This window comes from Metabacillus sp. SLBN-84 (genome assembly GCF_053629595.1).
In genome coordinates this window covers 3,233,492-3,253,292 of record NZ_JBRJIP010000001.1, presented here as the reverse complement: position 1 = coordinate 3,253,292, position 19,801 = coordinate 3,233,492, and the positions used below count along the sequence as shown (strand labels likewise).

Here is a 19,801-nt window from a genome sequence, read left to right as displayed (position 1 = left end):
TAAAAGGGGGATATTTCCATGACAGAACAAACAGCTGCAAAAACGTTGCCGAAACGGTCTGAAATTGCTGTAGAAGACACGTGGAGACTTGAAGATATTTTTAAAGACGACGAGGCATGGGAAGCGGAATTTAAAGAAGTAAAAGCAGCCCTGCCGAAAATGGAAGAGTTTAAAGGAAAGCTTGGAGATTCTGCAGATGCCTTTCTTGAGGCCTTAACGTATCAGGATTCAGTAATGGAGAGACTTGGCAAGCTTTATACATACGCTCACATGAGATACGATCAGGATACAGGGAACTCCCACTATCAGGGACTGAACGACCGCGCCGCAAACCTCTATACGCAGGCAAGCAGCGTGTCATCCTACATGATACCGGAAATCCTTGAAATGGATGAAGTGAAGATCAAAGAATTCCTTCAGGAAAAAGAAGAACTGAAGGTGTACGGACATACACTGGATGAAATTAACCGCCAGCGCCCGCACGTTCTTTCAGCCGAGCAGGAAGCCATGCTTGCTCAAGCATCGGATGTTCTCAGTTCTTCAGGCAATACATTCGGAATGCTGAACAACGCAGATCTTGAATTTCCGTCCATCAAGGATGAAGACGGCGAAGAAGTGGAAGTCACCCACGGCCGCTATATCCGCTTTCTTGAAAGCGAAGACCGCAGGGTAAGAGAAGATGCATTCAAAGCTGTATACGGCACGTATGACAAATACAAGAATACATTCGCAAGCACGTTAAGCGGAGCCGTTAAAAAAGATAATTTCTACGCAACAGTAAGAAACTATTCTTCTGCGCGCGAAGCGGCACTCAGCAACAACAACATTCCGGAAGAAGTATACGAAAACCTTGTGAAAACGGTGAATGACAACCTTCACCTGTTGCACAAGTATATTGAGCTCCGTAAAAAAGTTCTTGGACTTGAAGAGCTGCACATGTATGATCTGTTCACACCGCTCGTAAAAGAAGTGAAGATGAAGGTACCGTACGCAGAAGCAAAGGATTACCTTTTAAAAGGCCTTGCTCCTCTTGGCGATGAGTACATCGCTATTTTAAACGAAGGGTTTGAAAACCGCTGGGTCGATGTTCATGAAAACAAAGGAAAACGAAGCGGCGCCTATTCATCAGGCACATACGGAACAAATCCTTATATCCTTATGAACTGGCAGGATAACGTAAATAATCTCTTTACACTTGCACATGAATTCGGGCACTCTGTGCACAGCTACTACACACGCAATTCACAGCCTTATCAGTACGGGCACTATTCAATCTTTGTGGCAGAGGTGGCATCTACCTGCAACGAAGCACTATTGAATGATTACCTGCTGAAAACAATCGATGATAAGAAGAAACAGCTGTATCTTTTAAATCATTACCTTGAAGGATTCAGAGGCACGGTCTTCCGCCAGACGATGTTTGCGGAATATGAGCATGCCATTCATAAAAAAGCACAGGACGGAGAGCCGCTGACTCCTGATCTTCTGACTGAACTGTACTATGATCTGAATAAAAAATACTTCGGAGAACATTTGACTGTAGATGAAGAAATCGGGCTTGAGTGGGCAAGAATTCCTCATTTCTACTACAACTACTATGTCTATCAATATGCAACAGGGTTCAGTGCAGCTACGGCGCTCAGCAAACAGATCCTTGAAGAAGGGGAGCCTGCCGTTAAACGATACATTGAGTTCCTCAAATCAGGAAGCTCTGACTACCCGATTGAAGTCCTCAAAAAAGCCGGCGTAGACATGACTTCAAAAGAGCCGATTGAAGAGGCGCTGAAGGTGTTTGAAGAGAAACTGAACGAAATGGAACAGCTTCTGTCTGAATAAAAGAAAAACCTGCAGCGATCATTGCTGCAGGTTTTCTGCTTTCATCTAAAACCCTTTAAACGTATTCCGGTGATTCACAAAGTACAGAGTTACAAAAATGGAAACAAACAAAAGCGGCGAAGAAATCAGCAGCGGGAACATTTCCATCAGCCCAAGAACGTTCAGGAAAAAGCTGATAAGCAGGATTACGAAGCTGATAAGCAAGGGGATGCGGTTATTCATAATCTCCTCCCGGATTGACCTTTTTAAAAAACTATGAAGTGCCGGGCATTTTTATGTTTGTGACAAATTTGTGAAATGAAGATCAATGGGTTGTCATAAGTCGACAGAATCTGATATATTATAGATGTGAAATTAATCACAAACAAACATTTACCCCTTTGTTTGACCGTGAAAAATTTCTCCCATCCCCTTTGTTGTCGTTAAGACATACAGAAGACTCCGTATTACCCGTGCGGAGTCTTTTTAATGTTTGTATTGTAAGCGCTTTCTATCTAAGGTGACGCTGAACTCTTTTTGGATCCTGCACATCATCTGGTTTTTTAAAGGTGTCCAAAGGGAATAAGAAAAAGACCCGTACATATGTACAGGGTCCGTTCATCCGATATATCTCCAGAAAGTGCCGTGTTTGAGCGGGACACGTTCTGCTTTTTGAGCAAGCATGTACTTTTTCATTTCCCTATCCGCATCTTCATGGGTCAAATTGTAGACAGCGGCAATTTCGGCTGTGGCTACAAAACGGTAATAGCTCAGAAAGATTTCAAGAGGGGGAGCGACAGATTTTTTCGGCAGGTCCCCGATCATTTCGGACAGGATGCCTACATACATTTCGTAAGGATAGATTCCGCTTATCTTCAGTCCTTCTTCATCCACATTTTGATTGAAGAACGTAAGAGTGGGATTTTCCTGAACCTCCATCTCGGAAGAAATTTTCAAATCGCATTGAAGTGCTTTCGCGGCGCTTGGCGAATGAAGATCTCTTATGAATTCATCTTCGTCCAGTCCTACTTCTTTTGCAATCTCCAGGAGTACTCTTTCTTCTGAAATATTTCTCGTTTCAAGAAACAGAACTTCCTGAAGCTTCCGCAAATATTTGATTCCGGCTTTTCTTCCCTGAAGCTCGGCAGCTTTAACCGCCAGGGATGCTGCAAAAGGTGCTGAAATGCTGCTTTCTGACTTAAGGATGCCGTCGCAGGACATGCCGGTCAGACTGGCCGTTTTCTCCCATGCTTTTGACTGATTGACGGGTGTTCTCTTTTTGAATTGATTAAGCGTGTTGATACGGCCGCTGATAATGTGTTTCAAAGTGAAAAAACGCCCGTATTCAATCTGAAGTTTTTTAATAATCGGCTCAAGAGCCCAGCATTCAGGACATAAAGGATCGACAAACATATAGATTTCAAGCGGTTTCTTTGAATTTCCCTGGCAGTGAGAGAAAAAAGGGGCCGTATTCTCACTGTGGCTTATCATCATTGGTGTATCCCTTTCTCTTGCAGCTCTTTGTCAGGTGTGTTCACCATATGCCGGGCCGTCAGCTCCAGCCGTTCAAAAAACCATGCTTGAAATCGTTCATCCAGATCCAGTTCGTCCATTGCTTCTTCCATGCAGGACAGCCACGCGCGTGCTCTCTCAGGCGTTATTTCAAATGGCAAATGCCTGGCGCGAAGCATGGGATGTCCGTGTTCTTCTGTATATAAAGACGGTCCGCCCAAGTATTGCGTTAAAAATTGTTTTTGTTTTCTGGCTGTTTCCGATAAATCATCCGGAAAAATCGGAGAGAGCAGAGGATGCTTATGCACTCTTAGGTAAAAGGCATCAACCAGCTGCGAAAGTGCATCTGCTCCGATCGCCTCGTACGGTGTTGCAAATTGATCAGCCATTCCAGTGATCTCCTTTATTTCGTAATAAGCTTATTGTAACAACTGACTTGCCATTGCTCAAACAAACTGCTCTGAGTGTCTTTAGTTCTTTCTCATTATATAAGGAATTATGCTTTTAGGCGACAGGGATTTTTCTGGTCTGTCCTGTATTTGAAACAGCATTAAAAAAAGCCGATTCATTGGAATCAGCTCTTCATCAGGCGTAATAGGCATCTGTAATTTTTTGAACGTAGCTGCGTGTTTCTTTAAAAGGGGGAATTCCGCCGTATTTATCCACATTCCCCGGCCCTGCATTATAGGCAGCGAGAGCAAGCGATACGTTTCCGCTGTATTTCGTGAGCATTTGCTTCAGGTATTTCGTGCCGCCTTCCACATTCTGAACCGGGTCAAAAGCGTTGTATACGCCAAGTGACCGGGCGGTGGCAGGCATGAGCTGCATGAGTCCTGCCGCCCCCGCATGACTGACCGCATCCGGATTGAAGTTTGATTCCTGTCTGATGACTGAACGGATCAATTTCTCGTCCACACCATATTTGGCTGCCATTTCAGAAATAATGCCGTCAATATGTGAGGTTTTATTTTCCGGCATAGGCTTTGGAGCACTCTCTATTTGAACGTGATCTTTCAGTAAAGGCGCTGGCTGAGTCAGCTGGACCGGCAGTCCAATTGGCGTACGGACAGCAACGGAATCGTTTTTCTGGTCCTCATTGATAAAAGACTGAAAAACATCCTTGAAATAAGAATGGGAGGACAGGGGGGAAACCGTTGTTTCTTCTCCTGAAAGACTCCGCAATGCCTGCAGCTGCAGGGCTGATTTGAGATGGGCGATATCCATTTGCTTTTTACTCCTTACTTGTTTTCCGTCAGAAGTTTTTGGTCGTAAAAACGTTTGATTTTATTAGGGGTTTTGCGAACCGGAATTTGTTGAGAGGCAAGCAGGTTCTGAAAAGAACGATATCCCTCTTCCGCATTTGTCACTTCAACCTCAATTTCGTAATCCTCTTTATTTAAATATCGGCTGTGATCAAGCACAATTAAGCCTTCATCTGTGTTTTTTTCAGCCCGTGAGGTGGACAGCGTCCCGAAAAACCTCAAGTCACCTGAATTTACTCCGAGGTTTTGGAGCTGTTTTGTAATGGCTCCCTCTCTCAGCCGTTCATTCGAAAACAAAAGCCCTTCCGCTTCTTCTTTGTGCAGCTGCTGGTGTGTTTCAAGCAGTCCGATCTCTGCAGGCTCTTTCAGTGTAAGCACATAGCTTCCATTTTTAAAACGGATGCGCAGGGCAGCATTTGAGGCTTTCAGCTGAAAATCAGGCGTGTCAAAGTAATGGTTTTCCTGAAGGCTGAATGCATCTTTTGTAAAGCCGAAAAAATCGGTCAATCTGTCAAATTCCTGTTTTGTAAGCAGGTTCTTATATTCAATTTCAATTTCCTGGTTCATATACGATGTTCCTTTCCGTTCTGACACTATCTTCTTCCATTATCGCAATTAAAAAACGGGTTTTCAATGTTTATCATGTAAAGGGGGAATATGTTAGAATAGACGTGGAATTGATTTGGAAGGAGATTGCTATGAAACAGAGAATTGAAGTAACAGGGGCAGTACGCGAAAATGACCGGATGATCTTTCAGGCACAGCCTTTTGAAGAGTCAGACCTTGCAGGACTTACTGCCGTGGGCCAGGTGCTTGCAGATTCGGATCAGCTTTCATTTATATACATATTGGATTATCAAGAAGAATTCATCTACGCTAATCTTCCTTCAAAGATTTGGCCGGAGCTTAAACAAACACTCGACAGCAACATACCGGCATATTTGACGGTCAATGGGCTGACGATTGAGCTTAAGGATCTTCATGATGAATTATCAGCCCTGCTTGAAAACATAAAAGGAAATGCAAACTACGGGGAAGAAATGGAAAGAAAAGCAGTAGAAACGTTCGGTTTGGAAGATTGATACATAAGGGATTTTCTTAAAAAGAGATCAAATGCAGTGCACGCTGCAGCTTCGTTTTTTTACAAAAGGGGGAAGGTTATGATCGGAAGAAACTGGGAAGTGTTTTTAGCTCCGTACCGCCAGGCGGTGGATGAGCTGAAAGTAAAGCTGAGAGGAACCAGATCTCAGTATGAATTAGAAGGGACGCATTCCCCAATTGAATTTGTTACCGGCAGGGTGAAGCCAATCGCGAGCATTCTGGATAAAGCGAAGAGAAAAGAAATTCCGCTTGACGCTCTGGAACGCGATATGCAGGACATTGCAGGCATCCGCATGATGTGCCAGTTTGTTGATGATATTAAAATTGTAGTGGAGATGCTCAGGAAGCGGAACGATTTTAAAATCATTGAAGAACGGGATTACATTACACAGAAAAAAGCAAGCGGATACCGCTCCTATCACGTGGTGGCAGAGTATCCTGTCCAGACGGTTTCAGGGGAGAAGAGCATCCTTGTGGAGATTCAGATCCGGACGCTTGCGATGAACTTCTGGGCGACCGTTGAGCATTCCCTGAATTACAAATACAGCGGGAATTTTCCGGAGGACATTAAAATCAGGCTGAAAAGCTCTGCGGAGGCAGCATTTCTGCTTGATGAAGAGATGTCTAAAATCCGCGGGGAGATACGGGATGCACAAGTCATTTTTTCAAGGAAAACGGACAAGAATGATAAATGATGAAAAAAGGGGCATACTGCTATGAAATTTGCAGTAACATCTAAAGGTGACACGGTATCAAATACTTTGATGCATAAAATGAAAGCCTACTTGATGGACTTTCAGCTTGAGTATGACGAGGACAAGCCTGATATTGTGATTTCTGTAGGAGGAGACGGAACGCTCCTGTATGCGTTTCATAGATACCGAAGCAGACTTGATAAAACGGCTTTTGTAGGGGTGCATACGGGACATCTCGGGTTCTATGCAGACTGGGTCCCTGATGAAATTGAAAAGCTTGTGATCGCCATTGCCAAAACGCCTTATCAGGTAGTGGAATATCCGCTGCTTGAGGTCATCATCAGACATAATGACGGCGGACGAGAAGCAAGATACCTTGCTCTCAATGAATGCACCGTGAAGGCCATAGAAGGCTCTCTTGTTATGGATGTAGAAATCAAAGGCCAGCTTTTTGAAACGTTCAGAGGAGACGGGCTTTGCATGTCAACGCCATCCGGCTCGACAGCCTATAATAAAGCCCTTGGAGGAGCCATTCTCCATCCCTCTATCCCTGCCATTCAAGTGGCTGAAATGGCTTCCATCAACAACAGAGTGTTTAGAACGGTAGGTTCGCCGCTTGTGCTGCCGGACCATCACACATGCCTGCTGAAACCGGTTAACGATGTGGATTTTCAAATTACAATCGATCACTTAACACTTCTCCACAAAGATGTAAAATCGATTCAGTGCAGGGTAGCCAATGAAAAAATCAGATTTGCGCGGTTCAGACCGTTTCCATTCTGGAAGCGTGTCCGCGATTCATTCATATCGGAGTGACATGCCTGTGGACGCGTTTTTATTATCATGGACGATTCCTTCTGAAGACGAAGGCAAAACCATCAAAGACTATTTGAAAGAGAAAAAAATTTCAAAGCGTGCCTTAACCGACATCAAGTTTGCAGGCGGAAGCATTCTGCTGAACGGGGAACATGCAACAGTCCGTGCAGCGCTCTCTGCCGGAGATGACCTGAAGGTGACGTTTCCTCCTGAAGAGCCAAGCGCAGGGATTGTTCCGGAAAAAATGGATTTGGATATTGTGTATGAAGATGAATGGTGCCTTGTGATCAACAAACCTCCGTTTGTACCCACAATCCCGTCCAGAGAACACCCGGGCGGAACACTTGCAAACGGTCTGCTGGACTATTACCGGGAAAACGGAATCGCTGCAACCATTCATGCTGTGAACCGCCTGGATAAAGATACTTCGGGACTCATGCTTGTCGCGAAGCACCGTTTTGCCCATTCGCTCTTTTCTTCCATGCAAAAGCAGGGAAGCATTAAGCGGACATATGCCGCTTTAGTAGAAGGGGCTTTGACCGAGGAGAGCGGAACCATTGATGCACCAATCGGACGCAAAGAGGAAAGCATCATCGAACGGACTGTGCGGGAAGACGGACAGGATGCAGTCACGCATTATCAGGTGATGTCTACTGCGGAAAAGTACACCCTTGTAACTCTCCGGCTCGAAACCGGCCGCACTCATCAGATCCGGGTGCATATGGCTTATATCGGGCACCCGCTTTGCGGAGACAGCCTCTACGGAGGAAGCAGGGACCTGATCGGGAGACAGGCGCTGCACAGCAGAGTACTCTCCTTTTTTCACCCGCTTCTTGAGAAGGAAATGACGTTTGAAGCGGAGATTCCAGCAGATATGCAGGCAGTGCTGAAAGGTTTATAATTGAAAGAAGACCGCCGTCGATTATGCCGGCGGTTTTTGATAGTTGGATTCTATAGAGTCAATTGGCAGAAATGCTGGTTTAAAGAGGGTTGGTAGTAAAACAGGGAAAGTTGGTAGTTATGCATGGATAGTTAGTTGTAAATCGGATGAAGCTGGTTGTGTTTGCCGGATTGTCGGCAGTAATGCATCCTGCACAGAAGAGCGGATCTGCACCAGCCCTAGGATTTAGCTGACTTGCATCATTCAGGGACGCAAATCAACTGAAAAATGCCCAAGATCTTGCTAGAAAAAGAGGTAGTTAGTGTGCCTGAAAAGAGTTTGGATTGCTGAAAAGAAACCCTATTGAAATGCGCCCTCCGGAATATAGGGCAGCAAAACATGAAAATGCAACCCTATAAAATGCTCCATCTGAAAAATAGGCCAACAAAACCCTAAAACGCTGCCCTATAAAAGATTGCCGCAAAAATATAAGACACCATTACACCAATACGAAACCCTATAATTCGCCGCATCCAAAATAAAGGGCACCATTTTCATAGAAATGATACCCTTTCACAACAATATACTTCCACCTTCATCCCCTCACTCCGTCCCGTCCAGCTCCCTGAAACGTGTTTCAACGTAAGGCATGGAAGAGGGCACAGTCACCGTCTCTTTTTCCGGGTACCTGAGGGCTGTCAGCATTCCGCCAAATACTGCTCCGGTGTCAATGTTGACTGTGTTCCCGACGAATCTGGCTTTGCGCACCGGCGTATGTCCGTACACGATAAAGGGTTTTCCGCGGTACAGCTTGGCCCAGTCTCGTCTGACAGGGGTGCCGTCCGGATTCGTTTGGCCCGTAATATCTCCGTACAGAACAAATTCTTTGACCTTTTTGTTCGTTTTTCCTATGTAATCTGCCCGGATCCCGGCGTGGGCAATGACCAGTGCACCACCGTCAACCACCTGATAGAGAGGAGCCTGTTCGTACAGGTTCATGAAGCTTGCATAGATCTGTTTTCGTTCTTCTTCTTCCAGGGACTCAAGCTCTGCTGCGGTAGTTTCGAGTCCGTGGGCGACCTGGACTTTGTTCCCGAGCATGTAACGGTACAGTTTATTGCAGTGATTGCCGGGCACATAATAGGCTGCATTGTTCTCTATTAAAGCCACAACGGTTGCAATAACCTTGAGCGACTTTGGTCCTCTGTCAGCAAGATCACCTACAAACGCAAGCTTCCGGTCAGGGTGGAGCGGAAATCCGCCGGCCCAGTCGTACCCAAGCTTTTCCGTCAAGCTTTTAAACTCATCAAAACATCCGTGTATATCTCCGATAATATCGAGCTTCACACCTGCCACTTCCTTACTTTTCTCTTTTCTTCATCTTATCAAAAAAAGAATCTGGATTTATTCTTCCATTAAATGCACAATTGCATCCCATTATAAAGAAAAACCCGCTCATCAAAGCGGGTTAATCAAACATATACTTTCTCGTTCTTGAGCGGACATTCAGCACAATTCCAATGGCAATCATGTAAGTGGCAAGCGAGCTTCCTCCGTAGCTGATGAAAGGGAGCGGAAGTCCTGTAATCGGCAGGAGGCCGACGGTCATGCCGACATTCTGGAAAACCTGGAATGTGATCATGCCGATTACGCCCGTGCAAAGAAAGCTGCCGAACGGGTCGTTGCTTTCAAGTGCGATGTGAACCATCCGGTAGATCAGAAGGAAAAACAGAGATATGACAATACTTCCGCCGATAAAACCGAACTGTTCACTGATGATCGCAAAGATGAAGTCCGTATGTCCTTCAGGCAGGTATACTTCCAGCTGCTGATAGCCTTTGCCGTATAATTCTCCGGAGCCGATGGCAAGGAGCGATTTAATCAGCTGAAATCCGATATCGTTAGAGTATTCATAAGGGTTCAGCCAGCCGTAAATCCGGTCCAGCTTGTACGAGTTCGTATCAAGAATATACGTGTTGAAAAAACTCGGGAAGGCAAAATAGATGCCGACTCCCATGGCAAAAACGGCAGCACCTGAAAAAACGAAGCCGAGAATGATTTTCCATTTCACGCCAGAAACGAGGATCAGTGATCCGATGATGGCGCAAAAAACCATCGTCATCCCTGTATCCGGCTGTCTCATCAGCAGGAGTATGGGAGGTGCGGCTGCTGCAAATACTTTACCTAATAGGAGCAAGTCGTCTCTCACAGTATTGGTTGCGTATTTCTCCCTGTGATCTGCTATAATTCTGCTGAGCACAATAATCATGAAGATCTTCATTAATTCAGAAGGCTGGAAGTTTCCGATTCCGGGCAGTGTGTACCAGCTTGTCGCGCCTTTGATCGGCTCTACAATCGGCGGCGGAAGAATTTCAAGGCCGATGAGCAAAAGCATCCCGAATCCATATAAATACCATGAGAGCTGCTTGAAGCGGTCAAAGTCGATAATCATCGTTCCAATGACGGCGATAATACCGATGATGTACCATCTGAGCTGCAGAAACGCAAAGTTTATATTCTGCAATTTTTCGGGTAAAGTAGGCTGGGCACTGCTTATGGCGACGGCACTGGTCAGTGCCATTAAAAACATAATAAAAATCAGCGTGTAATCTAATTGCTGCTGTGGGGATTTATCTGTGTTCATACGGGATCCCTTTCTTGTACTTTCAGTCATTATATGGTTTGTGCTTAGCTTGCAAGCGAAAATCATCTTTTACAATCTTAGCGAAAATTGACGGTTTTGCAAAGGATTCATTTGTAAATCAGTCAAAAACATGATACCTTATCACAATGAAAAAACGGTTGTGAAGACTGCAGAATGCCGTACCGGCGCATGTTCACAGCGAATAGACGATTTGTATCACAATTTCATGACATTTTGATTTCCCGGTGATTTAGCGACAGGGAGAGGAGGAGATTCTTTATGTCAGAAGAAAAAGAAAAAGTTGTCATTGAGACAGAAGCGCTCGTGACAGCATTAGAGAATGAAGACTTTGACGGTTTTCGCTCGCTGTTTTTGGAGAAGCATCCATATGACCAGGCAAAAATGTTCGTAAAGCTCGAACAGGAAGAGCGTTCAAGGGTCTATCAGTATTTGTCTCCTGAAGAGATGGCTGCCCTGTTTGAAAATATCGAAGATGAAGAATACAACTACGAAATGTATCTGTCAGAAATGGATCCAAGGTTTGCTTCGCAAATGCTTGAGCACATGTATGCGGATGATGCGGTAGATGTTCTGAATGAGCTCAACAAAGATCAGGTTGCAAGCTACCTGACCATTATGGACGATGAAGCAGCGAAGGAAATCCGCGAGCTCCTTCATTATGAAGAGTTTACAGCAGGAAGTATCATGACGACGGAATTTATCGCGATTCAGGCGAATCAAACCGTCAAATCGGCGATGCATATCCTTAAGCATGAGGCTCCTGATGCTGAAACCATCTATTATCTGTATGTCATTGATGAAGATAAGCACCTGGCGGGAGTTATCTCTCTCAGAGATTTAATCGTGAGTGACGACGATGTGATGATTGGCGAAATCATGAGTGAGCGTGTGTTTTCCGTCAGTGTTGGGGAAGACCAGGAAGAAGTTGCCCGGAAAATGCGGGATTACAACTTTCTTGCGCTGCCGGTTGTTGATTTTCAAAATCACCTTCTTGGAATTATTACGGTTGATGATATCGTGGACGTTATTGATGAAGAAGCATCTGATGACTATTCCAAGCTCGCAGGGGTTTCGGATGTGGACTCTATTGACAGAGGTCCTCTTTCCGCTGCTAAAAAAAGACTGCCATGGCTCGTGATTCTTTTATTTCTCGGGATGCTGACGGCCAATCTGATCGGGCAGTTTGAAGAGACCCTTGATAAGGTAGCAATTCTTGCTGTCTTCATTCCATTAATTGCCGGAATGGCCGGAAATACAGGCACGCAAGCACTGGCAGTTGCCGTCCGCAGAATTGCCATGGGGGATGAAGAAGGAGGAAACTTCAAAATCATTGTACGGGAAGCGGGAACAGGTTTGATTAACGGTGCTGTCTGCGGAGTTCTTGTAACGGGCGTCGTGTATTTCTGGAAACAGGATCTGTATCTTGGTCTGCTTGTCGGAGTATCCATTCTTGCCACGCTGACTGTCGCGACAATTGCCGGAGCGTTTGTGCCTCTTATCATGCACAGGCTGAAGGTCGACCCGGCCGTTGCATCCGGCCCGTTTATTACAACGATTAATGACATTATTTCCATCCTTATTTATTTTGGAATGGCCACTATGTTTATGCAGTACTTAATCTAACTACAGAAATGAGGGAAAAACCTTGCACGGAGCTTCTTTTTCATCACTTGTTATTGTCCTGCTCGCAGCTTTTATCACTCCGCTCATACTGCACCGCTTCAAAATAAAAGTGATGCCGGTCGTCGTAGCAGAAATAATTATGGGTATTGTGATCGGCAAAAGCGGGTTTGACCTTGTTCAGCAGGATATGTGGCTCGAAACGCTGTCTATGCTCGGATTTATTTTTCTCATGTTTCTGAGCGGTCTTGAAATTGATTTCACAGCATTTATCGGGGGCAGGAAAAAAGAGGTGCTGCCATCCGGAAAAGAGGCGCCGAATACGTTCCTTGTCTCTTTTCTTGTTTTTGTCGGCATTTTTATTCTTTCCCTGCTGCTCTCTTATCTGTTTGTTCTGATCGGATTTATTGAAAATGCGTTCCTGATGACGCTGATCATCTCGACCATCTCACTCGGGGTGGTCGTGCCGACGCTTAAGGATGCAGGCATCATGAAGTCGAACATCGGACAGATTATTCTTCTTGTCGCCGTCATTGCCGATTTGGTGACGATGATTCTGCTTGCTGTTTTTGCGTCGATTTATGGCGGGGAAAATACGAATATGTGGCTGATGCTCATTTTGTTCGGAGCTGGTGTTGCCCTTTATTTTATCGGCAAAACCTTTCAGAGCAGATCGTTTATCGAGACGCTTTCTAAAGGCACGATTCAAATTGGGACAAGAGCTGTTTTTACGCTGATTATTGTGCTTGTTGCGCTTTCAGAAACGATTGGTGCAGAAAACATTCTCGGCGCCTTTTTAGCAGGCGTGCTCGTATCTCTTCTTTCCCCGAACAAGGAAATGGTTCAGAAAATGGATTCGTTCGGGTACGGCTTTCTGATTCCGATATTCTTTGTCATGGTTGGAGTGGACCTTGATATTTGGTCGCTGTTTAAAGAACCTAAAATTCTTATGCTGATTCCGCTGTTGTTTATCGCGCTGCTGATATCAAAAGTTGTGCCGATTTATCTTTTAAAAAGATGGTACGATACGAAAACGACTCTTGCTGCTGGATTTTTGCTTACATCCACATTGTCGCTTGTTATCGCCGCAGCGACGATTGGAGAACGGGTGAATGTTATTGACTCGCAGATGTCCGGGGCGCTCATTCTGACGGCAGTTCTGACAAGCATCTTTACGCCGATTGGATTTAAAAAGCTTTTCCCGGAAAAGCTTGGTTCCAAGAAAAGACTGAAGGTTGCGTTCATAGGGGCCAACCAAATGACGTTGCCTGTTACAAGAGAACTGAATCCGAACTTGTATGAGACCATCATCTATCATACGCATGTTGATAAAAACGAACAGCAGATTGCCGAATCTCTTTTTCAAATCGAAGAGGTTGAAGATTATTCGATTGAGACGCTTCAGGAAAAAGGGGTATTTGAATCGGATATTCTGATTGCAGCAACAGGCGATGAGGATGCGAATGCGGAAATAGCCCTGATGGCAAAAGAGCTTGAAGTCGACAGGGTCATTGCAAGTATTGCTTCGCCCCTGCTTGATGAGCAGCTGAAAGCAAAGAACATTGATGTGTTCTCTGTTCTGCTCTCGACCAAAACGCTGCTCAGAGCCCTGATCGAAGCGCCGGGCATCATGAAAATCCTGACGCACAGCGAATCTGCCCTTTATCAGATCAAAATGAACAACAGACGTTATGACGGCATGGTTCTCAGAAGCTTCCCGTTCACGGGAGATGTCATTTTTGTCCGGATTTTCCGGGAGAATGAGTCCATTGTTCCTCACGGCGATACGGAGCTGAAACGGGGAGATCTTCTGATTTTGACGGGATCATCCGAGTATATCGATGAACTGAGGCAGGAGCTTGAGTTTCACAAAAATTAAGCAGGAATTTCCTGAAAAAGCCTTGAAAGATATTTTTATCGTGGTATGATGGGCATGTAAAACATTCAGAAAATTTTATACGATAAACCGCTAGGGGAGCCCTTCAGAAGGGCTGAGATCGGAGTTTGCCACCGAGACCCTCAGAACCTGATCTGGTTAACACCAGCGTAGGGAAGTGGTGTAAGGGTCTATTTCATACACCACTTTTCTATGCGAAAAGTGGTTTTTTGCTGTTTAAAAAAGAAATGGAGGAGACGTCATGCTATTTTCAAAAGAATGCAGGGAGTACGCAAACGAGTGGTGGGAAGGGAGCTTTCACCATCCTTTCGTAAAAGGAATCGGTGACGGGACGCTGTCGAAAGAAAAGTTCAAATTTTATGTGATGCAGGATTCGTATTACTTGACCCACTTTGCAAAAGTGCAGGCGTTTGCCGGTGCAATGGCCCCGGATCTGCATACGACGTTCAGAATGTCCGTTCATTCTCAGGGAACCTATGAAGCAGAGCTTTCCCTTCATCAGCAGTTTTCAAAATTGCTCGGAATTACAGAGAAAGAACGCGAGGAATTTAGACCGGCGCCGACAGCATATGCTTATACGTCTCATATGTACCGCGCAGTCGCGACCGGAAATCTCGGTGAAATCATAGCTGCGCTGCTGCCGTGCTACTGGCTTTATTACGAAGTGGGAGAGCGTCTGAAGGATTGTGAGCCTGATGATGCCGTCTATGAAAAATGGATTGAGACCTATCATGGCGACTGGTTTAAAGAGCTTGTCCTTGAACAGGTGAACCGTTTTGATGAACTGGCCGAAAAAGCAAGCGCGCATGAGCGCATGATGATGAAAGAACACTTCCTGATCAGCTCCATGTATGAATACCGCTTCTGGGATATGGCTGAAAACCTTGAAGCGTGGGGCCGTGCAGACTCGCTGCAGCTTCAAAAGTGAAGCTTCATTTTGTAACGGATGGAAGGCATTCTGCAGAATCACTGGTTTCCATCATCACAGACGTACATAAATTTGCGGATGCCATTCATATAAGGGAAAAAAAGATGTCAGCTGATGAACTGGTGGAGCTGGTTGAGCTTCTTGCGAGCAGCGGGGTTCCAAAATCAAAACTGATCATGAACGGCAGGGTGGATGCAGCGGTGCGGTCGGGACTGGCAAAAGTCCAGCTTCCGTCACATGGGCTGCCTGTGAAGTTTGTTAAAGAGCACTACCCTTACCTCGGGGCGGGATGTTCAGTTCATTCAGCAAAAGAGGCAATCGAGAGGGAGAAAGAAGGAGCAGACTGGCTGATTGCCGGACATGTTTTTCAGACAAATTCAAAAAACGGTCTTGAGCCGAAAGGAATTTCTTTTCTTCAAACAGTCTGCGAATCTGTATCCATCCCTGTCTATGCAATTGGAGGAATCACTCCTGGTGTGCTGCCGGAACTGAAAAAGCTGAGAATCGCAGGAGCAGCAGCCATGTCTTATGTGTTTTCAGCAGACAAACCCGTGGAGGCGGCAAAAGAGCTTGCACGAAAGCTGAAAGGAGGAACGGCGGTTGAGGACATTTTATGATGCTGGAATTGTCGGGGGAGGAGTCATCGGCCTGATGTCTGCCTATTTTCTGTCAAAGGCAGGTATGAAAGTAACTGTATTTGAAAAAGGGAAGATCGGCTGCGGGGCATCATCCGCTGCAGCAGGCATGCTTGGGGCTCATACAGAAACGGAAAGGGCAGATGCCTTTTTCCGTTTTGCCGAAGAGAGCGCGGCTCTTTATCCTAGGCTTGCAGCCGAATTACTTGAGGAAACAGGCATAGATATTCAGCTTGTTTACAATGGGATGCTGAAACTTGCCATGACGGCTGAGGAAGCTGCTTCCCTTAGGGATAGAGCAGGGAAAGAACCGGATGTTGAGTGGCTCTCAAGGGATTCTGTCCTAAAGAAAGAAAGCAACCTGACAGAGGATCTTCAAGGCGGCCTGTTCATTGCAAAAGACGGCCAGGTCTCCCCTTCCGCTCTTTGCCGGGCGCTGGCAAGGGCGGTACAAATAAACGGAGGAACCATACTTGAAGGAGCTGCAGCGGGACGTATACAGCGGGCAGAGCCTTCTCACTATGAAGTTTCAGCTGCAGGAGAGACTCATTATTGTGAAGCACTTGTGATTACGGGCGGGACATGGAGCGGCCAGCTGTTTAAGGAATTAGGCATCTCAGCTCCTGTTCATCCTGTTAAAGGCGAATGTCTTTCCATCATGCCGGATGGGTTCCGTTTAGCGTCAACGGTCTTTCATGACAGCTGCTATCTTGTCCCAAAATCTGACGGGAGCATCATCATCGGCGCGACGATGGAAGAGGGGAATTGGAAGGCAGAGCCTACAATTCAGGGGATGGCTTCCTTGATGGAGAAGGCTGTTTCCATTATGCCGTGCATAAAAAAGGGTGTTTTCCAAAAAGCATGGGCAGGACTGAGACCGGGAACACAGGATGAAAAACCTTATATTTTTAAGCATGAAGGAATGAAAAATCTTTATGCGGCAACAGGACATTACCGGAACGGCATTCTGCTGGCTCCGAAAACAGGCGAAATGGTAAGGGATTTGTTTTTGAATCGCCCGGTCAAGGAAGAGTATGAAAGAGAGTTTGGATTAAACCGGCGGACAGAGGTGAAATCATGAAAATCAAATTGAACGGCAGCACAGCTGAGCTGGATTCGCACATAAAGACAATTGAAGATCTTCTGGCATTTTATCAGCTGAGCCATAAAACGGTCATGATTGAGCATAATGAAACAATCCTTGATAAGGAATGCTATCATCGCGCAATTTTAAATGACGGTGATGTTCTTGAAATGGTTCATTTTGTAGGAGGAGGATGACACATGTTAAAAATTGCAGGGAAAGCGTTTAAATCACGGCTCTTGCTTGGAACAGGGAAATATCCGTCTTTTGACATTCAAAAGAAAGCGGCAGAAGTGTCAGAAGCGGAGATCCTGACGTTTGCTGTCCGCAGGATGAATGTATTCGAGCCGTCTCAGCCAGACTTGCTTGAGAAGCTTGATTTGACCGCATACACACTGCTTCCCAATACGGCAGGCGCCAAAACGGCCGGGGAAGCCGTCCGAATTGCAAAGCTCGCTAAAGCTTCAGGTCTGTGTGATATGTTAAAAGTAGAAGTGATTGGGTGTCAGAAAACACTCCTGCCGGATCCGGTGGAAACGCTTAAAGCAAGCGAAGAACTCGTAAAAGAAGGATTTATCGTTCTTCCTTATACTTCTGATGACGTTGTACTTGCCAGAAGACTTGAAGAGACAGGCGTCCACGCCATCATGCCCGGGGCATCCCCAATTGGATCAGGGCAGGGAATCATCAATCCACTCAATCTCACATTTATTATCGAACAGACTGACTTGCCGGTTATTGTGGATGCAGGAATCGGATCTGCCGCTGATGCAGCGAAAGCGATGGAGCTTGGTGCTGACGGCGTGCTCCTGAATACGGCTGTCTCCGGAGCAGCAGATCCCGTGAAAATGGCCAAAGCCATGAAGTTTGCGGTCGAAGCGGGACGGCTGAGTTATGAAGCAGGCCGTATCCCTGTTAAATCCTATGCTGTTGCAAGCAGTCCTGAAGAAGGAATGATCACAACGTAAATGGAACGGTACTCAAGACAGCAACTATTCGCCCCTATTGGGGAAAAAGGCCAGAAAGAAATCATAAACAGTCATGTGCTCGTCATTGGAGCCGGTGCACTCGGCACAGCCAGCTCTGAAATGCTTGTCAGGGGAGGCGTTGGCCGAATCACAATCGTTGACCGTGACTACGTCGAGTGGAGCAACCTTCAGCGCCAGCAGCTCTATACAGAGCAGGATGCAAAAGAACGGATGCCGAAATCAGCAGCTGCTGAACGGAGACTTGCCTCCATCAACAGTGAGGTGAAAATCAGGGGCGTTATTGATGATGTGACGGCGGATTCCATCTTTGATTACTGTCATGATGCGGATATGATTTTGGATGCGACGGATAATTTTGAAACCCGCATGCTGATCAACGATGCTGCTTTGAAGCAGGGAATTCCCTGGGTTTACGGGGCATGTGTCGGAAGCTACGGGCTGACCTATACAGTTATACCGGGGGAGGGTCCCTGCCTGAGCTGTCTGATTAAGCAGATTCCGATGGAAGGCCAGACGTGCGATACGGCGGGAATTATCAGTCCTGCCGTTCAAATCACGGCTTCTTACCAGACGGCAGAGGTGTTGAAGTGGCTGACAGGAGAAAAATCAGCGATGAGAAGAGAGCTTCTTTCCTTTGATGTCTGGCGTAATCAATTCAGCAAAATCAGCGTTGCCAAAGTGAAAAGTCCATCGTGTCCTTCGTGCGGAGAAGATCCTCTCTATCCATATCTGACCTGGGACAAGAGCGCAAAAGCATCCGTTCTATGCGGAAGGGATACAGTTCAGATCAGGCCCGCAGAAGCCCGAAGCCTTGATTTTCAAAGTCTCGCCAAACAGCTGGAACGTGCGGCCCAAAAGATAACGGCCAATCCGTATCTGCTCTCTTTTCAGGCAGGTGAAAACCGGGTGGTTGTTTTTCGTGACGGCCGGGCGCTTATTCACGGCACAAAAGACCCGGCTGAAGCAAGGAAGATTTATCAGAAGTATTTGGGTTAGAAAGCAACGCGAGATTGTTCCCGCTTCAATTACATGCTATAATTATAACCAGGTACTAATAACATGTATTAATCGGGAGGATTCCAAATGAACTTATCATTAGCTGGACGCAATGTTGTCGTAATGGGCGTCGCAAATAAACGAAGCATTGCCTGGGGAATTGCACGTTCTCTTCACGAAGCGGGAGCGCGTCTTATTTTTACATATGCAGGGGAACGTCTTGAAAAATCAGTGCGTGATCTCGTTGAGACGCTTGACCGCAGCGATTCGATCGTTCTGCCGTGCGATGTGACAGACGATGCGGAGATTGAAACATGTTTTGAAGCGATTAAAAATGAAGTCGGCGTTATTCATGGCATTGCGCACTGTATCGCGTTTGCCCATAAAGAAGAATTAAGCGGAGAATACATGAATACGACTCGTGACGGATTTCTGCTTGCCCACAACATCAGCTCCTATTCCCTCACGGCTGTTGCAAAAGCGGCAAGAGGCCTGATGACAGAAGGCGGCAGCATCGTCACACTTACGTATCTTGGAGGAGAAAGAGTTCTTCCGAATTACAATGTAATGGGTGTGGCAAAGGCGTCGCTTGATGCAAGCGTGCGCTACCTTGCAAGCGACCTTGGAAAAGACGGCATCCGAGTGAATTCCATTTCAGCGGGACCAATCCGCACTCTTTCAGCAAAAGGCATCAGCGACTTCAACTCAATCCTTAAGGACATTGAAGAGCGTGCCCCGCTCCGCCGCACAACGACTCCTGAAGAAGTCGGCGACACTGCGCTGTTTTTGTTCAGTGACCTTGCACGCGGCATGACCGGAGAAAACCTTCATGTTGATTCAGGCTATCATATTCTTGGATAAAAGATCAGAGCTTCCTGCATGTGTGCGGGAGGCTTTTTTGTGTTC

General features: G+C 46.0%; 21 protein-coding genes and 1 riboswitch. Of the genes, 14 read left to right on the top strand and 7 right to left on the bottom strand.

The features are described 5' to 3' along the window. Nucleotides 1-18: 18 nt before the first annotated feature. The gene (pepF, locus tag RKD52_RS16630; protein WP_454100583.1) at nt 19-1,836 is read left to right on the top strand and encodes an oligoendopeptidase F; all 1,818 of its coding nucleotides are present in this window, start codon (nt 19-21) and stop codon (nt 1,834-1,836) included. A 45-nt stretch (nt 1,837-1,881) separates the two neighbouring features. On the opposite strand, the gene RKD52_RS16625 is transcribed toward pepF, so the two are convergent. The 5 genes from RKD52_RS16625 to RKD52_RS16605 all read right to left on the bottom strand — a co-directional run bounded on the left by RKD52_RS16625 (nt 1,882) and on the right by RKD52_RS16605 (nt 5,156). Then, nucleotides 1,882-2,058, bottom strand: coding sequence for a hypothetical protein (locus tag RKD52_RS16625; RefSeq protein ID WP_454100582.1), 177 nt, complete (start codon nt 2,056-2,058; stop codon nt 1,882-1,884). A gap of 375 nt (nt 2,059-2,433) precedes the next feature. Then, nucleotides 2,434-3,309: a ClpXP adapter SpxH family protein gene (locus RKD52_RS16620; protein WP_454100581.1), complete on the bottom strand. Its 876-nt coding sequence runs from the start codon at nt 3,307-3,309 to the stop codon at nt 2,434-2,436. After that, a complete protein-coding gene (locus RKD52_RS16615; protein ID WP_454100580.1) occupies nt 3,306-3,716 on the bottom strand; it encodes a globin domain-containing protein in 411 nt (136 codons plus the stop codon). Before RKD52_RS16615 ends, RKD52_RS16620 begins: the two co-directional genes overlap by 4 nt. A 196-nt stretch (nt 3,717-3,912) precedes the next feature. Continuing rightward, nucleotides 3,913-4,551 carry a lytic transglycosylase domain-containing protein gene (locus tag RKD52_RS16610; protein WP_454100579.1) on the bottom strand — a complete coding sequence of 213 codons (639 nt, stop codon included), beginning with the start codon at nt 4,549-4,551 and terminating at the stop codon, nt 3,913-3,915. Between the two features lie 14 nt (nt 4,552-4,565). Continuing rightward, nucleotides 4,566-5,156 (bottom strand): CYTH domain-containing protein, encoded by a 591-nt coding sequence (locus RKD52_RS16605; RefSeq protein ID WP_454101255.1) that lies wholly within the window; start codon nt 5,154-5,156, stop codon nt 4,566-4,568. Nucleotides 5,157-5,287: 131 nt separating this feature from the next. Between RKD52_RS16605 and RKD52_RS16600 the strand changes: the two genes are divergently transcribed. The 4 genes from RKD52_RS16600 to RKD52_RS16585 all read left to right on the top strand — a co-directional run bounded on the left by RKD52_RS16600 (nt 5,288) and on the right by RKD52_RS16585 (nt 8,102). Continuing rightward, a complete protein-coding gene (locus RKD52_RS16600) occupies nt 5,288-5,671 on the top strand; it encodes a UPF0738 family protein (protein WP_454100578.1) in 384 nt (127 codons plus the stop codon). Nucleotides 5,672-5,749: 78 nt separating this feature from the next. Further along, nucleotides 5,750-6,385 carry a GTP pyrophosphokinase gene (locus RKD52_RS16595; protein ID WP_454100577.1) on the top strand — a complete coding sequence of 212 codons (636 nt, stop codon included), beginning with the start codon at nt 5,750-5,752 and terminating at the stop codon, nt 6,383-6,385. A gap of 21 nt (nt 6,386-6,406) precedes the next feature. Beyond that, the gene (locus RKD52_RS16590) at nt 6,407-7,201 is read left to right on the top strand and encodes an NAD kinase (RefSeq protein ID WP_282034824.1); all 795 of its coding nucleotides are present in this window, start codon (nt 6,407-6,409) and stop codon (nt 7,199-7,201) included. A 7-nt stretch (nt 7,202-7,208) separates the two neighbouring features. Then, entirely contained in the window at nt 7,209-8,102 is an 894-nt protein-coding gene (locus RKD52_RS16585) for an RluA family pseudouridine synthase (protein WP_454100576.1), read from the top strand. A gap of 582 nt (nt 8,103-8,684) precedes the next feature. Here RKD52_RS16585 and prpE read toward each other — a convergent pair. Both prpE and RKD52_RS16575 read right to left on the bottom strand, forming a co-directional pair. Then, nucleotides 8,685-9,428: a bis(5'-nucleosyl)-tetraphosphatase PrpE gene (prpE, locus tag RKD52_RS16580; RefSeq protein WP_454100575.1), complete on the bottom strand. Its 744-nt coding sequence runs from the start codon at nt 9,426-9,428 to the stop codon at nt 8,685-8,687. A 121-nt stretch (nt 9,429-9,549) separates the two neighbouring features. Further along, nucleotides 9,550-10,725, bottom strand: a complete 1,176-nt coding sequence (locus RKD52_RS16575) for an FtsW/RodA/SpoVE family cell cycle protein (RefSeq protein ID WP_454100574.1) — start codon at nt 10,723-10,725, stop codon at nt 9,550-9,552. Nucleotides 10,726-11,004: 279 nt separating this feature from the next. Between RKD52_RS16575 and mgtE the strand changes: the two genes are divergently transcribed. The 9 genes from mgtE to fabI all read left to right on the top strand — a co-directional run bounded on the left by mgtE (nt 11,005) and on the right by fabI (nt 19,756). Continuing rightward, nucleotides 11,005-12,369: a magnesium transporter gene (gene mgtE / locus RKD52_RS16570; protein WP_454100573.1), complete on the top strand. Its 1,365-nt coding sequence runs from the start codon at nt 11,005-11,007 to the stop codon at nt 12,367-12,369. A 22-nt stretch (nt 12,370-12,391) separates the two neighbouring features. Next, nucleotides 12,392-14,245, top strand: coding sequence for a monovalent cation:proton antiporter family protein (locus RKD52_RS16565; protein WP_454100572.1), 1,854 nt, complete (start codon nt 12,392-12,394; stop codon nt 14,243-14,245). Nucleotides 14,246-14,327: 82 nt separating this feature from the next. Then, nucleotides 14,328-14,436: riboswitch (TPP riboswitch) on the top strand. 68 nt (nt 14,437-14,504) lie between these two features. Continuing rightward, nucleotides 14,505-15,191, top strand: coding sequence for a thiaminase II (tenA, locus tag RKD52_RS16560; RefSeq protein ID WP_454100571.1), 687 nt, complete (start codon nt 14,505-14,507; stop codon nt 15,189-15,191). Then, nucleotides 15,188-15,808 carry a thiamine phosphate synthase gene (locus RKD52_RS16555; protein ID WP_454100570.1) on the top strand — a complete coding sequence of 207 codons (621 nt, stop codon included), beginning with the start codon at nt 15,188-15,190 and terminating at the stop codon, nt 15,806-15,808. The genes tenA and RKD52_RS16555 overlap by 4 nt, the downstream gene beginning before the upstream one ends. Continuing rightward, nucleotides 15,792-16,907, top strand: a complete 1,116-nt coding sequence (gene thiO, locus RKD52_RS16550) for a glycine oxidase ThiO (RefSeq protein WP_454100569.1) — start codon at nt 15,792-15,794, stop codon at nt 16,905-16,907. Before RKD52_RS16555 ends, thiO begins: the two co-directional genes overlap by 17 nt. Then, nucleotides 16,904-17,107 (top strand): sulfur carrier protein ThiS, encoded by a 204-nt coding sequence (thiS, locus tag RKD52_RS16545; protein WP_369732247.1) that lies wholly within the window; start codon nt 16,904-16,906, stop codon nt 17,105-17,107. The genes thiO and thiS overlap by 4 nt, the downstream gene beginning before the upstream one ends. Nucleotides 17,108-17,110: 3 nt before the next feature. After that, a complete protein-coding gene (locus tag RKD52_RS16540; protein ID WP_454100568.1) occupies nt 17,111-17,878 on the top strand; it encodes a thiazole synthase in 768 nt (255 codons plus the stop codon). Beyond that, nucleotides 17,879-18,895, top strand: coding sequence for a thiazole biosynthesis adenylyltransferase ThiF (locus tag RKD52_RS16535; protein WP_454100567.1), 1,017 nt, complete (start codon nt 17,879-17,881; stop codon nt 18,893-18,895). It begins immediately after the preceding gene. A gap of 87 nt (nt 18,896-18,982) precedes the next feature. Beyond that, entirely contained in the window at nt 18,983-19,756 is a 774-nt protein-coding gene (gene fabI, locus RKD52_RS16530) for an enoyl-ACP reductase FabI (RefSeq protein WP_369732251.1), read from the top strand. Nucleotides 19,757-19,801: the final 45 nt, after the last annotated feature.

What these genes read in the sequence shown, in the direction of transcription:
- pepF (WP_454100583.1), top strand. Translation starts at nt 19, where the DNA reads ATGACAGAACAAACAGCTGCAAAAACGTTGCCGAAACGGTCTGAAATT.
- RKD52_RS16620 (WP_454100581.1), bottom strand. Translation starts at nt 3,309, where the DNA reads ATGATGATAAGCCACAGTGAGAATACGGCCCCTTTTTTCTCTCACTGC.
- RKD52_RS16615 (WP_454100580.1), bottom strand. Translation starts at nt 3,716, where the DNA reads ATGGCTGATCAATTTGCAACACCGTACGAGGCGATCGGAGCAGATGCA.
- RKD52_RS16535 (WP_454100567.1), top strand. Translation starts at nt 17,879, where the DNA reads ATGGAACGGTACTCAAGACAGCAACTATTCGCCCCTATTGGGGAAAAA.
- RKD52_RS16540 (WP_454100568.1), top strand. Translation starts at nt 17,111, where the DNA reads ATGTTAAAAATTGCAGGGAAAGCGTTTAAATCACGGCTCTTGCTTGGA.
- RKD52_RS16605 (WP_454101255.1), bottom strand. Translation starts at nt 5,156, where the DNA reads ATGAACCAGGAAATTGAAATTGAATATAAGAACCTGCTTACAAAACAG.
- tenA (WP_454100571.1), top strand. Translation starts at nt 14,505, where the DNA reads ATGCTATTTTCAAAAGAATGCAGGGAGTACGCAAACGAGTGGTGGGAA.
- RKD52_RS16625 (WP_454100582.1), bottom strand. Translation starts at nt 2,058, where the DNA reads ATGAATAACCGCATCCCCTTGCTTATCAGCTTCGTAATCCTGCTTATC.
- mgtE (WP_454100573.1), top strand. Translation starts at nt 11,005, where the DNA reads ATGTCAGAAGAAAAAGAAAAAGTTGTCATTGAGACAGAAGCGCTCGTG.
- RKD52_RS16595 (WP_454100577.1), top strand. Translation starts at nt 5,750, where the DNA reads ATGATCGGAAGAAACTGGGAAGTGTTTTTAGCTCCGTACCGCCAGGCG.
- RKD52_RS16610 (WP_454100579.1), bottom strand. Translation starts at nt 4,551, where the DNA reads ATGGATATCGCCCATCTCAAATCAGCCCTGCAGCTGCAGGCATTGCGG.
- thiS (WP_369732247.1), top strand. Translation starts at nt 16,904, where the DNA reads ATGAAAATCAAATTGAACGGCAGCACAGCTGAGCTGGATTCGCACATA.
- RKD52_RS16590 (WP_282034824.1), top strand. Translation starts at nt 6,407, where the DNA reads ATGAAATTTGCAGTAACATCTAAAGGTGACACGGTATCAAATACTTTG.
- fabI (WP_369732251.1), top strand. Translation starts at nt 18,983, where the DNA reads ATGAACTTATCATTAGCTGGACGCAATGTTGTCGTAATGGGCGTCGCA.
- RKD52_RS16600 (WP_454100578.1), top strand. Translation starts at nt 5,288, where the DNA reads ATGAAACAGAGAATTGAAGTAACAGGGGCAGTACGCGAAAATGACCGG.
- RKD52_RS16575 (WP_454100574.1), bottom strand. Translation starts at nt 10,725, where the DNA reads ATGAACACAGATAAATCCCCACAGCAGCAATTAGATTACACGCTGATT.